This window comes from Streptomyces sp. NPDC091292 (genome assembly GCF_044757265.1).
Lineage (GTDB): Bacteria > Actinomycetota > Actinomycetes > Streptomycetales > Streptomycetaceae > Streptomyces.
On record NZ_JBIVUQ010000011.1, the window covers coordinates 53,742 to 66,061 of the forward strand.

Here is a 12,320-nt window from a genome sequence, read left to right on the forward strand (position 1 = left end):
CGTGGCTACGCCGGAACGCTCGCCACCCCGGGCGCCAGGAACGGCTTCCCGTTCACCCGCTCGGAGACGCCCTCGCGGTCCAGGTACGGGGTGATGCCGCCCAGGTGGAAGGGCCAGCCCGCGCCGGTGATCAGGCAGAGGTCGATGTCCTGGGCCTCGGCGACGACACCCTCGGCCAGCATCAGGCCGATCTCCTGGGCGACCGCGTCAAGGACCCGGGCCCGTACCTGCTCCTCGGTCAGGACGCTGTCGCCCTGCTTCAGGAGCGCGGCGACCTCGGGGTCCAACTCGGGCTTGCCGGAGTCGTACACGTAGAAGCCGCGCTTGCCCGCCTTGACCACCGCGGCCAGGTTCTCGGAGACCGTGAAGCGGTCCGGGAAGGCGCGGTGCAGGGTCTCGGAGACATGCAGACCGATGGCCGGGCCGACCAGTTCGAGCAGGACCAGCGGCGACATCGGCAGGCCCAGCGGCTCGACGGCCCGCTCGGCGACCGCGACGGGCGTGCCCTCGTCGATGACGTTCTGGATCTCGCCCATGAAGCGGGTCAGGATGCGGTTGACGACGAACGCCGGGGCGTCCTTGACCAGCACCGCGCTCTTCTTCAGCTTCTTGGCGACGGCGAACGCGGTGGCCAGCGACGCGTCGTCGGTCCGCTCCCCGCGGACGATCTCCAGGAGCGGCAGGATCGCGACCGGGTTGAAGAAGTGGAAGCCGACGACCCGCTCGGGGTGCTTGAGCTGCGACGCCATCTCGCTGACGGACAGCGACGAGGTGTTGGTCGCGAGGATCGCGTGCGCGGGCGCCACCGCCTCGACCTCGGCGAACACCTGCTGCTTGACGCCGATCTCCTCGAACACGGCCTCGATCACGAAGTCCGCGTCGGAGAAGCCCTCGGCCTTGTCCAGGACGCCGGTGACCAGGCCCTTGAGGCGGTTGGCCTTGTCCTGGTTGATCCGGCCCTTGCCGAGCAGCTTGTCGATCTCGGCATGGACATAGCCCACGCCCTTGTCGACGCGCTCCTGGTCGATGTCGGTCAGCACGACCGGCACTTCGAGGCGGCGCAGGAACAGCAGGGCGAGCTGCGAGGCCATCAGCCCCGCGCCGACCACGCCGACCTTCGTCACCGGACGCGCGAGGCTCTTGTCGGGCGCGCCCGCGGGCCGCTTGGCGCGCTTCTGCACCAGGTTGAACGCGTAGAGCCCGGCGCGGAGTTCCCCGCCCATGACGAGGTCGGCGAGCGCCCGGTCCTCGGCGTCGAACCCGGCCTGGAGGTCACCGTCCTTGACGGCGGCGATGATGTCGAGCGCGCGATACGCGGCCGGGGCCGCGCCGTGCACCTTGGAGTCGGCGAGGAACCGGCCCCGCGCCACGGCCTCGTCCCATGCCTCGCCCCGGTCGACCCCGGGCCGCTCGACCACGATCTCGCCCGCCAGGACGGACGCCGTCCAGATCAGCGATTGCTCCAGGAAGTCGGCGCCCTCGAACAAGGCGTCGGCGATGCCGAGTTCGTAGACCTGCGCGCCCTTGAGCTGCCGGTTCTGGTTCAGCGAGTTCTCGATGACGACCGACACCGCACGGTCGGCGCCGATCAGGTTCGGCAGCAGCGTGCAGCCGCCCCAGCCCGGGACGAGACCGAGGAAGACCTCGGGCAGCGAGAAGGCGGGCAGCGCGGCGGACACGGTCCGGTAGGCGCAGTGCAGACCGACCTCGACACCGCCGCCCATCGCGGCGCCGTTGTAGTACGCGAAGGTCGGCACGGCCAGGCCCGCGAGGCGCTTGAACACCTCGTGCCCGCCCTTGCCGACGGCGAGGGCGTCCGCGTGGTTCTTCAGCAGTTCGACGCCCTTGAGGTCGGCGCCGACGGCGAAGATGAACGGCTTGCCGGTGATACCGACCCCGACGACCGAACCCTCGGCGGCCTCCTTCTCGACCTGGTCGATCGCGGCGTCCAGATTCGCCAGGGAGCGCGGTCCGAAGGTGGTCGGCTTGGTGTGGTCCAGGCCGTTGTCGAGGGTGATGAGCGCGAACCGGCCGCCCGTCGCGGAGCCGCCGGACGCCGGGAGGTCGAGATGGCGGACGTGCGCCTCGGTGACGACCTCGTCCGGGAACAGCTCGGCCGCGCCCTTCAACAGTTCAGCGGTGGTGGTCACTTGCTGCCTCCGGCGGACTCGAAGTGCGGGTTCTCCCAGACGACCGTGGCGCCCATGCCGAAGCCGACGCACATGGTGGTCAGTCCGTACCGGACGTGCGGCTGCTCCTCGAACTGGCGGGCGAGCTGTGTCATGAGCCGGACGCCGGACGAGGCCAGCGGGTGGCCGTACGCGATGGCGCCGCCGTACTGGTTGACGCGCGCGTCGTCGTCTGCGATGCCGTAGTGGTTGAGGAAGGCGAGCACCTGCACGGCGAACGCCTCGTTGATCTCGAACAGGCCGATGTCGGAGATCGACAGACCGGCCTTCGCGAGGGCCTTCTCGGTGGCCGGGATCGGGCCGTAGCCCATCACCTCGGGCTCCACACCCGCGAAGGCGTAGGAGACCAGCCGCATCTTGACGGGCAGGTCGTTCGCGCGCGCGAAATCCTCGGCGGCGATGAGCGAGGCGGTCGCGCCGTCGTTCAGCCCCGCCGCGTTGCCCGCGGTGACCCGGCCGTGCGTACGGAACGGGGTCTTCAGGCTCGCCAGGGACTCCAGTGTGGTGCCGGGCCGCATCGGCTCGTCGCGGGTGGCGAGACCCCAGCCGGTCTCCCCGGCATCCGGGCTCGTCCGGCGGATCGAGACCGGGACCAGATCCTGCTGGATCTTCCCGTTCGCGTACGCCTTCGCGGCCTTCTCCTGGGAGCGCACGGCGTACTCGTCGGCGCGCAGCTTCGTCAGGTGCGGGAAGCGGTCGTGCAGGTTCTCCGCGGTCATGCCCATGAACAGGGCCGACTCGTCGACCAGCTTCTCGCTGACGAACCGCGGATTCGGGTCGACGCCCTCGCCCATCGGGTGGCGGCCCATGTGCTCGACACCGCCGGCCACGACGACGTCGTACGCGCCGAAGGCGATCGAACCGGCGGTCGTCGTGACGGCGGTCAGCGCGCCCGCGCACATCCGGTCGATGGAGTAGCCGGGCACGGACTGCGGCAGGCCCGCGAGGATTCCGGCGGTGCGGCCGAGGGTCAGCCCCTGGTCGCCGATCTGGGTGGTGGCCGCGATCGCCACCTCGTCGATGGTCGCGGGGTCGAGGGCCGGGTTGCGGCGCAGCAGCTCCCGGATCGACTTCACGACGAGGTCGTCGGCACGGGTCTCGTGGTAGATGCCCTTCGGGCCCGCCTTGCCGAACGGGGTACGGACGCCGTCGACGAAGACGACGTCCCTGACGCTACGAGGCACGATGGCTCTCCTCCAGATGCGGGACGGCACTGCCGCGCGGCGCGCGCCGACGACTGGCGCGGCGCGCTGCGGACACCGCCATGCTACTAGCGGGTAACCAGGCTGCCCAGCCCCCCTGCCCGGAGCGGCGAACGTCACACACGAACAGCACCCCGCGCCGGTGATCACTCGCGATAGGCGGCGGTCGCGATCCGTACGAACGAGTGGATCAGGGGGTTCGTGTCGCCCTCGTTCCACGCCGCCACCATCCGGCTCGGTGGCATGTCGGTCAGCGGTACGACGGTGAGCCCCGGGCCGGGGTCGTGGCCCACCAGCGTCATGCCGACCGTGCCGTTCCAGAGGACGGCCTGCCGGCACTCCTGGACCGCGCGCACCACCGGACCCTCGCGGGGCTCCCCGCCGCTCCAGTACGACTGCCAGAGCGGATCGGTGCCCTCCGGGAACAGGAACCAGCGGCGGTCGGCCAGATCGGCCAGTGCCAGGTGGTCGCGGCCGGCCAGCGGATCGCCGGCGCGCAGCAGCGCTCCCGCCGGGTCGGCCCGCAGCTCGCGCACGGTCAGTCCGGTCGCGTCGAACGGCGCGCGGGTCAGGGCGACATCGACCAGTCCGGCGTGCAGCCCGCAGGTGGGATCGGTCAGATCGGTCTCCCGGACGCGGACCTCGACCCCCGGGTGCCGCTCTCGGTAGGCGTCGGCCAGCCGGGTCGCGCGCGGGTCGGTGCTGTCGCCCAGGATGCCGACGGTGAGGGTCGCGGCACCGGCCGCCGCGGCGACCCGCACCCGGACCCGGTCCGCCTGGTCGAGCAGGGCGCGCGCCTCGTCGAGCAGTACCGCGCCGACCGGGGTGAGCGCGACACCGGCGGACGACCGGTCGAAGAGCGGGGCGCCGATCCCGGACTCCAACTGCCTGATCGCCCGGCTCAGCGCGGGCTGGCTCATATGCAGCCGGGAGGCCGCCCGGCCGAAGTGGAGTTCCTCGGCGACCGCCACGAAGTAGCGCAGCGTACGTAGCTCCATGCTGCGACGATACCCGTACGGTATCGAGGTCGCGGAACGGGTCTTGGACAGCGGGACGGCCCGGCGGTGCAATCGACGTATGACTGACGAACCGAGCATTCATGAGCCGGGAGCCGCCGCCCCCGCCGTACCTGTACGTGTACCTCTCCCCGTGTCGGTGGTCGGTCCGGACGACGGCGAGACGATCGTCCTGGGCACCACGCGCCTGCGCGTCCTGGAGGACGGCAGCACCACGGGACACCGCATCGGAATCGCCGAGTCCGTCCTCGCACCGCACACCCCCGGCCCGCCGCAACACCGCCACGCCCGGCACGACGAGGGTTTCTACGTCATCTCCGGCGCGGTGCGGTTCACGGTCGGGGAGCAGCACCACGACGTCACGGCGGGCTCGCTGGTGATGGTCCCGCCGGGGGCCCCGCACACCTTCGCCAATGTGACCGACGAACCGGCCGTCATGCTCAGCACGTTCACACCGGACCTGTACGTCCAGTACTTCCGGGATCTGCGGGACCAGATCGCGAGCGGCCAGGCGCTGACCCCGGAGGCGAACATCCGGGTGATGAGCCGTTACGCGACCGAGCCCGCCACGGAGTACGGGCAGCGCGGAGGGGACGCGTGACCATCGCCTACTGGATCGTGGCGGGCCTGCTCGCGCTCTTCTACCTCTACGGAGGCGGCGTGAAGGTGGTCAGGAGCCGGGAGCAGCTGCTGCCGATGATGGCCTGGGTCGACAGCACGCCGATGCCGGCGGTCCGGGTCATCGGGCTGATCGAGGTGCTGGGTGCGATCGGGCTCGTCCTCCCGCCGCTGACCGGCATCGCTCCCGGGCTGGCCCTGGTCGCCGCCGTCGGCTTCGTGGTCCTCCAGCTCGGCGCGGTCAGGGTTCACCTGAAACGGGGAGACCGTCAGATCGCCCTCAACGTCACGCTTCTGCTCACGGCGGCCGTGACCTGCTGGCTGGCGACGACCTGGCTGTGACCGCCCGCCGCCCGCCGGGCACGCCGGACCCGCCCCGGCGGGGCAGGACCGGTCGCCACGCGCTCGGTCGCGTCCGGCTCAGGCGGTGGCGGCGCCCGGTGTGGCCTTCAGCGCGGTGACCAGCAGCGGCGTGACCTGTTCGATCTGCCACGGGCGGGCGCCGTGCGTGGCGAGGGCCGCCGCGACCGTGTCGGGCGTCGGGCCCGCCGGCGGCTCCCAGCAGACGCGCCGCACGGTGTCGGGCGTGATCAGGTTCTCCTGCGGCATCGTCAGCTCGTCGGCCAGCGCCGACACGGCGGCCCGCGCCGCCGAGAGCCGCGCCGCAGCCGCCGGGTCCTTGTCCGCCCAGGCGCGCGGCGGGGGAGGCCCGGTCACCGGCTGACCCGGCTGCGGCAGCGCCGAGTCCGGCAGCGCCTTGGCCCGGTCGACGGCGGACTGCCACTGCTCAAGCTGGCGCCGCCCGACCCGGTGGCCGAAACCGGGCAGTGCGCCCAGCGCGTGCGCGTTCGGCGGCAGCGCCAGGGCGGCCTCGACGATCGCCGCGTCCGCGAGCACCTTGCCGGGGGAGACGTCACGCCGCTGCGCGATCCGGTCCCGGGCCTCCCACAGCTCCCGCACCACCGCCATCTGCCGCCGTCTGCGCACCTTGTGCATCCCCGACGTACGGCGCCACGGGTCCTTGCGGGGCGGCGCGGGCGGTGCGGACGCGATGGCCTCGAACTCCTGGTGGGCCCAGTCGAGCTTGCCCTGCCGGTCCAGCTCCTTCTCCAGCGCGTCCCGCAGGTCGACGAGCAGTTCGACGTCGAGCGCGGCATACCGGAGCCAGGGTTCGGGCAGCGGACGGGTCGACCAGTCGACGGCGGAGTGGCCCTTCTCCAGGACGTATCCGAGGACACCCTCGACCATCGCGCCCAGGCCGACCCGGGGGAATCCGGCCAGCCGCCCCGCGAGTTCGGTGTCGAAGAGGCGGGACGGACGCATGCCTATCTCCCGCAGACACGGCAGGTCCTGGGTGGCGGCGTGCAGCACCCACTCGGTGTCGGCCAGCGCGTCGCCGAGCGTGGCGAGGCCGGAGACGGCGACGGGGTCGATCAGCGCGGTGCCCGCGCCCTCGCGGCGCAGCTGCACCAGATAGGCCCGCTGCCCGTAGCGGTAGCCGGAGGCGCGCTCCGCGTCCACCGCCACCGGGCCCGTGCCCGCGGCGAAGGCGGCGACGACCTCGGCCAGGGTCGCGTCGTCGGCGACCACGGGCGGGATGCCGTCACGTGGCTCCAGCAAAGGAATGGGCGCCCCGTCCGCCGTGACGCCTGTGGAGCCGTCGTCCGGAGGGGCGCCCCCGGTGGTTCGCAGTGATGTGTCTGCTGCGGTCTCTTGGGCGTCGGTCACCTGTCAAGGGTACTTGCGGAAACACCGCGCCCGCCGACGGAACGTTCCGTCGACGGGCGCGGTACCGGCGGAAACCGGTCAGTGGATGATGCCGGTACGCAGCGCGACGGCCACCATGCCGGCCCGGTCGCCGGTACCGAGCTTGCGCGCGATACGGGCCAGGTGACTCTTGACGGTCAGCGCGGACAGGCCCATCGAGACGCCGATGGCCTTGTTCGACTGGCCCTCCGCCACCAGCCGCAGCACCTCGACCTCACGGCCGGACAGCTCGCGATAGCCACCCGGGTGGCTCGGGGTACCCGGGGGACGGCGGTGCATACGGGCGGCGGCGGCACCGATCGGGGCGGCACCGGGTCGGGTGGGGAGCCCGATGTTGGTGCGGGTGCCCGTGACGACATAGCCCTTCACGCCACCCGCGAGGGCGTTGCGAACGGCGCCGATGTCGTCGGCGGCGGAGAGGGCGAGGCCGTTGGGCCAGCCCGCGGCTCGGGTTTCGGACAGCAAGGTCAGGCCACTGCCGTCAGGCAGATGGACGTCGGCGACGCAGATGTCGCGCGGGTTGCCGATGCGGGGGCGGGCCTCCGCGACGGACGACGCCTCGATGACATCGCGCACCCCGAGCGCCCATAGGTGGCGGGTAACGGTCGAGCGGACGCGCGGGTCGGCCACGACCACCATCGCGGTGGGCTTGTTCGGACGGTAGGCGACCAGGCTTGCGGGCTGCTCAAGGAGAACGGACACAAGGCCCTCCTGGGGTGCGGGACGGGGCCGGCTCTGGGGATGAAGCCGGGACGAACCGTGCTTTCAAGGTCACAAACCTCTTCGGCAGCAAACTCGCCGGGCTTTAGAGAAAGATCACGATCTAGTGAGTAACAATTCGTGCAATTCGGACACGCGATCGATCATCCGAAGATCGAACCGAGTGATTACACGGCCGAAACTGCACGGATCGGAGGGGGCGCCGACGGCGACGAAAGGGGCGTGGGGGGGTCCGACCCGGCCGGGTCGGACCCCCCACGCCCCTTGACGGCGGTTCAGGGAGCCTGGGGGCCCCGGCGTTGGGGGAGACAGACCACGGACGCGTCCGTCGGGCCCGCCGGCGGGAGACCCGCGATCTGACAGAGCAGATCGCACCAGGCCGCCAGATGCGCCGCCGTGTCCGGCACACCGTTCAGCCCCTCGCGGGGCGTCCAGGACGCGCGGATCTCGATCTGCGAGGCGGGCGGGCGCTCCGCGAGCCCCCCGAAGTAGTGCGACCCCGCCCGGGTCACGGTCCCGCTCGACTCCCCGTACGACAGACCGCGCCCCTGGAGCGCGCCGGTCAGCCACGACCAGCACACCTCCGGCAGCAGCGGGTCGGCCGCCATCTCCGGCTCCAGCTCCGCGCGGACCAGCGTCACCAGCCGGAAGGTCCCCTTCCAGGCGTCGTGCCCCGCCGGGTCGTGCAGCAGCACCAGACGGCCGTCCGCGAGATCCTCGTCGTTCTCCACGACCGCGGCTTCCAGCGCGTACGCGTACGGGGCGAGGCGGCGCGGCGGGCGCGCCGGGTCGACCTCGATCTCGGGCCGCAGCCGCGCACCCCGCAAGGCGTCGACAGCCGCGCGGAACGCCGCCGGTGTCACGTCCCCCGCATCCCGCGGGTCCTCCTCGCTTCCGTCCGTTCCGTCAGCGCCGTCCGACAGTTGTTCCTGAGCCGCAGCCATGCGGGGAAGAGTAAGGGGAACCCGGCCCTCGTGCAGGGAGAGACACCCGCCCGTACCGGGGCTGTCCGGATCGTGTCCCCGGCCGCATGGGAGACTTTGCGGCGTGAGCGCCAACCACCGCCCCTCGGGCCAGCCGACCACACCGTCCGACGCCCTTCGGGAATCCGCGTTCCTCAAGGCCTGCCGACGCGAACCCGTACCGCACACCCCGGTCTGGTTCATGCGTCAGGCCGGACGGTCGCTGCCCGAGTACCGCAAGGTCCGTGAGGGCATTCCGATGCTCGAATCGTGCATGCGGCCCGACTTGGTCACCGAGATCACCCTCCAGCCGGTCCGCAGGCACCACGTCGACGCCGCGGTCTACTTCAGCGACATCGTCGTACCGCTCAAGGCCATCGGTGTCGACCTCGACATCAAGCCCGGCGTCGGCCCGGTCGTCGAGCGGCCGATCCGCACCCGCGACGACCTCGCCCAACTGCGCGACCTCACCCCGGACGACGTCGCCTACGTCACCGAGGCGATCGGCATGCTCACCGGTGAGCTGGGCGCCACCCCGCTGATCGGATTCGCCGGGGCGCCTTTCACCCTCGCGAGCTACCTCGTGGAGGGCGGCCCGTCCCGCAACCACGAGCACACCAAGGCCCTCATGTACGGCGACCCGCAGCTCTGGGCCGACCTCCTGGACCGGCTCGCGGAGATCACGTCGGCCTTCCTGAAGGTGCAGATCGAGGCGGGCGCGAGCGCGGTGCAGCTCTTCGACTCCTGGGTCGGCGCACTGGCGCCCGCGGACTACCGCAGGTCGGTCATGCCGGCGTCCCGGAAGGTCTTCGAGGCGGTCGCCGGGTACGGGGTGCCGCGCATCCACTTCGGCGTGGGCACCGGTGAACTGCTCGGGCTCATGGGCGAGGCCGGGGCGGACGTCGTGGGCGTCGACTGGCGCGTCCCGATGGACGAGGCCGCCCGCCGCGTCGGACCGGGCCGCGCCCTCCAGGGGAACCTGGACCCGGCGGTCCTGTTCGCCACCCCGGAGGCGGTGGCCGCCAAGACGGACGAGGTCCTGGCGGCGGCAGCCGGCCTGGAGGGCCACATCTTCAACCTCGGCCACGGAGTCCTCCCCGACACGAACCCGGACGCCCTGACCCGCCTGGTGGACCACGTCCACACCCGGACGTCCCGATAGTCCGTACCCGACCGTCCCTACCTGACCTGGTCTCGCGGCCCTGCTTCCCTACTCGCTCAGCGCGCGTACGGCCTTGCGGGCCGCGACCAGGATCGGGTCCCAGACCGGGGAGAACGGGGGCGCGTATCCGAGGTCGAGGGTGACCAACTGGTTCACGGTCAACCCAGCGGTCAGCGCCACCGCCGCGATGTCGACCCGCTTCGCCGCGCTCTCGCGCCCCACGATCTGCACCCCGAGCAGCCGCCCGCTCCCGCGCTCCGCGAGCATCTTCACCGTCATGGACTGCGCGCCGGGGTAGTACCCGGCGCGGCTCGTGGACTCGATGGTCGCGGTCACGAACCGGAGCCCCGCCGCCCGTGCGTCCTTCTCCCGCAGCCCGGTCCGCGCGATCTCCAGGTCGCACACCTTGCTGACCGCCGTACCGACGACCCCGGGAAACGTCGCGTACCCGCCGCCGACATTGCTGCCGATGATCTGCCCGTGCTTGTTGGCGTGCGTGCCGAGGGGGACGTGCCGTTCCCTTCCGGCCACCAGGTCGAGCACCTCGACGCAGTCGCCGCCCGCCCAGATGTTCTCGTGGCCGCGCACCCGCATCGACAGGTCCGTGAGCAGTCCGCCGTACGCGCCCAGCGGCAGCCCGGCCGCGCGGGCGAGCGTGGTCTCCGGGCGGACGCCGATCCCGAGGACCACCACGTCCGCCGGGTACTCGGCGTCCTCCGTGGCCACGGCCCGTACCCGGCCGTCGTCCCCCGTGAGGATCTTGGTGACCTCGGTGTCGTCGACCATCGTGATCCCGAGCCAGACCATCGCCGAGTGCACGAGGCGCCCCATGTCCGGGTCGAGCGTGGACATCGGCTCCCGGCCCCGGTTGACGACCGTCACCTCGTAGCCCCGGTTGATCAGCGCCTCGGCCATCTCCACGCCGATGTACCCGGCGCCCACGACGACCGCGCGCCGCCCGGAGGTGGCCCGCAGCGTGTCGAGGAGGGCCTGACCGTCGTCCAGGGTCTGCACGCCGTGCACGCCCGGCGCGTCGATCCCGGGCAGCGGCGGACGGACCGGGCGGGCGCCGGTGGCGATCACGAGCTTGTCGTAGCCCGTCCACTCCTCGGCCCCGGACTCCAGGTCCCGCGCGCGCACCCGGCGCCCGGCGGTGTCGATCTCCACCACCTCGGTCCGCAGCCGCAGATCGATCCCGCGCTCCCGGTGCTCCTGTGGCGTACGGGCGATGAGGTCGTCCCGCTCCGGCACGTCACCGCCGACCCAGTAAGGGATCCCGCACGCCGAGTACGACGTGAAGTGCCCCCGCTCGAACGCGACGATCTCCAACTCGTCCGGGCCCTTCAGCCGGCGCGCCTGCGACGCGGCGGACATGCCCGCCGCGTCGCCGCCGATGACGACCAGCCGTTCCCGCGTACCGTTCAGCCGCTCACTCGTACCGTTCATACGAACACGCTACGGGTGCCCGTCACTTCAGTCCCGTTCGCCCTGCTCCGTCACCGGCGGCGCCACCGGCAGCGATCCGGGGGCCTGCGCCGGTACGGGGGCCGGGGCCGCCACCGCCGGGGTCCGGCGGTTCCTGAGCGGGCGGATCAGCTTCAGCCAGGCCAGGACCAGCACGGCGCCGACCGCCAGGAACGGCAGCACCGCGCCGATCACCACGGCGAGCCACCGCAGCATGGTGACGAACGCGTTCCAGCCACCCGCGACCGCGTCCACGAACCCCGGGTCACCGTCGTCCTTCGCGGGCGCCTTCGCCTTCGTCTCGGACAGCGTCAGCGTGATCGTGGCGAGGCTCGTGCGGTCCTTCAGTGACGCCTGCTGGGCGAGCAGCGACTCCAAGTCGGCCTGCCGCGTGCTCAGTTCACCCTCCAGTGTCACCACGTCGCTGAGCTTGGTCGCCCGGTCCATCAGCTCCTGGATCCGCGCCACGCTGATCCGCTGCGACTTGATACGGCTGTCGACGTCGACCACCTGCTGCGTGACGTCCTGCGCGGACTCCTTGCGGCTGAGCTGATAGCCGGTGCCGGAGAGGGTGTCCAGCACCTCCTCGTAGCGGTCCTGCGGCACCCTCAGCACGATCCGGGACCGCTCGTGGCCCTTGGCGTCGCGGTCCGTCGATTCGTTGCCGACGATGCCTCCGGCGGTCCCGGCCGCGTCGCGTGCCGCGTCGAGAGCCTTCGAGACGTCCTTGACCCGTACGGACAGGCTCGCCGTGCGGATGATGTGCTGCTCGGTGAGTTGCGCGGGGGACTTCCTGCCCGCCTCGTCCTTGGCGGCGCCGGACCCGGCCTGGGCGCCCTCCGGTCCCGCCGCCTCCGCGGGCGCCTTCGCGTCGCTGTCCGCCGGCTGTTCCGCGGAGAGGTCCGCGGCGGACTTGTCGGAGCTGCCGCCTTCGTCGTTCGCGCCGCAGCCGGCGAGCGCGAGTGACGCGGTGAGGAGGACGGCGGCGAGGAGTGGCGCGCGGCCCGGCAACCCCGGGCGCCAGGTCCGGGATGTGTCGGCTGCGTGGGACGTGTGCATATCGGTGTACCCCCGAGGAGTCGTCATGACGGACACCTCTTCGACGCCGGAAGACCCCGTCGCGTTGTCGCCGCCCGGTCGCGATGCCATCACGGTCCGGACTCGGCCCGTCGCCCGGACCGGACGCCGGGGTGCGCCCGGGGCTCTGAGAGAGTGGGGGA

At 72.0% G+C, this 12,320-nt stretch carries 11 protein-coding genes; 3 read left to right on the plus strand and 8 right to left on the minus strand.

Translation table 11 applies throughout. The features are described 5' to 3' along the window. Nucleotides 1-5: 5 nt before the first annotated feature. The 3 genes from ACIQNU_RS26790 to ACIQNU_RS26800 form a co-directional block, all read right to left on the minus strand. The gene (locus ACIQNU_RS26790) at nucleotides 6-2,150 is read right to left on the minus strand and encodes a 3-hydroxyacyl-CoA dehydrogenase NAD-binding domain-containing protein (RefSeq protein ID WP_401371241.1); all 2,145 of its coding nucleotides are present in this window, start codon (nucleotides 2,148-2,150) and stop codon (nucleotides 6-8) included. Continuing rightward, nucleotides 2,147-3,373, minus strand: a complete 1,227-nt coding sequence (locus tag ACIQNU_RS26795; RefSeq protein WP_401371244.1) for a thiolase family protein — start codon at nucleotides 3,371-3,373, stop codon at nucleotides 2,147-2,149. Before ACIQNU_RS26795 ends, ACIQNU_RS26790 begins: the two co-directional genes overlap by 4 nt. A gap of 164 nt (nucleotides 3,374-3,537) precedes the next feature. Beyond that, on the minus strand, nucleotides 3,538-4,389 hold the full coding sequence (locus tag ACIQNU_RS26800) for a LysR substrate-binding domain-containing protein (RefSeq protein ID WP_401371247.1): 852 nt from the start codon (nucleotides 4,387-4,389) through the stop codon (nucleotides 3,538-3,540). A 79-nt stretch (nucleotides 4,390-4,468) separates the two neighbouring features. Between ACIQNU_RS26800 and ACIQNU_RS26805 the strand changes: the two genes are divergently transcribed. Then, on the plus strand, nucleotides 4,469-5,008 hold the full coding sequence (locus tag ACIQNU_RS26805; protein ID WP_401371249.1) for a cupin domain-containing protein: 540 nt from the start codon (nucleotides 4,469-4,471) through the stop codon (nucleotides 5,006-5,008). After that, complete coding sequence (locus ACIQNU_RS26810) at nucleotides 5,005-5,367, plus strand: DoxX family protein (RefSeq protein ID WP_401371252.1); 363 nt, start codon at nucleotides 5,005-5,007, stop codon at nucleotides 5,365-5,367. The genes ACIQNU_RS26805 and ACIQNU_RS26810 overlap by 4 nt, the downstream gene beginning before the upstream one ends. Nucleotides 5,368-5,445: 78 nt before the next feature. Here ACIQNU_RS26810 and ACIQNU_RS26815 read toward each other — a convergent pair whose 3' ends face one another. From ACIQNU_RS26815 to ACIQNU_RS26825, 3 genes are all read right to left on the minus strand, one after another. Beyond that, nucleotides 5,446-6,753, minus strand: coding sequence for an HRDC domain-containing protein (locus tag ACIQNU_RS26815; protein ID WP_401371255.1), 1,308 nt, complete (start codon nucleotides 6,751-6,753; stop codon nucleotides 5,446-5,448). 78 nt (nucleotides 6,754-6,831) lie between these two features. Next, nucleotides 6,832-7,494, minus strand: a complete 663-nt coding sequence (locus ACIQNU_RS26820; RefSeq protein WP_401371258.1) for a LuxR C-terminal-related transcriptional regulator — start codon at nucleotides 7,492-7,494, stop codon at nucleotides 6,832-6,834. A 293-nt stretch (nucleotides 7,495-7,787) separates the two neighbouring features. Next, nucleotides 7,788-8,456 (minus strand): DUF3000 domain-containing protein, encoded by a 669-nt coding sequence (locus tag ACIQNU_RS26825; RefSeq protein WP_401371261.1) that lies wholly within the window; start codon nucleotides 8,454-8,456, stop codon nucleotides 7,788-7,790. Between the two features lie 103 nt (nucleotides 8,457-8,559). Here ACIQNU_RS26825 and hemE point away from each other — a divergent pair, with 103 nt between their 5' ends. Next, nucleotides 8,560-9,636 (plus strand): uroporphyrinogen decarboxylase, encoded by a 1,077-nt coding sequence (gene hemE / locus ACIQNU_RS26830; RefSeq protein ID WP_401371264.1) that lies wholly within the window; start codon nucleotides 8,560-8,562, stop codon nucleotides 9,634-9,636. Between the two features lie 48 nt (nucleotides 9,637-9,684). Here the strand turns inward: hemE and ACIQNU_RS26835 are convergent, their stop codons facing one another. Both ACIQNU_RS26835 and ACIQNU_RS26840 read right to left on the minus strand, forming a co-directional pair. Further along, nucleotides 9,685-11,082: an FAD-dependent oxidoreductase gene (locus ACIQNU_RS26835; protein ID WP_401371267.1), complete on the minus strand. Its 1,398-nt coding sequence runs from the start codon at nucleotides 11,080-11,082 to the stop codon at nucleotides 9,685-9,687. A 27-nt stretch (nucleotides 11,083-11,109) separates the two neighbouring features. Beyond that, the gene (locus ACIQNU_RS26840; RefSeq protein WP_401371269.1) at nucleotides 11,110-12,186 is read right to left on the minus strand and encodes a DUF4349 domain-containing protein; all 1,077 of its coding nucleotides are present in this window, start codon (nucleotides 12,184-12,186) and stop codon (nucleotides 11,110-11,112) included. Nucleotides 12,187-12,320 lie beyond the last annotated feature (134 nt).

What these genes read in the sequence shown, in the direction of transcription:
- ACIQNU_RS26800 (WP_401371247.1), bottom strand. Translation starts at nt 4,389, where the DNA reads ATGGAGCTACGTACGCTGCGCTACTTCGTGGCGGTCGCCGAGGAACTC.
- ACIQNU_RS26805 (WP_401371249.1), top strand. Translation starts at nt 4,469, where the DNA reads ATGACTGACGAACCGAGCATTCATGAGCCGGGAGCCGCCGCCCCCGCC.
- ACIQNU_RS26825 (WP_401371261.1), bottom strand. Translation starts at nt 8,456, where the DNA reads ATGGCTGCGGCTCAGGAACAACTGTCGGACGGCGCTGACGGAACGGAC.
- ACIQNU_RS26835 (WP_401371267.1), bottom strand. Translation starts at nt 11,082, where the DNA reads ATGAACGGTACGAGTGAGCGGCTGAACGGTACGCGGGAACGGCTGGTC.
- ACIQNU_RS26840 (WP_401371269.1), bottom strand. Translation starts at nt 12,186, where the DNA reads ATGACGACTCCTCGGGGGTACACCGATATGCACACGTCCCACGCAGCC.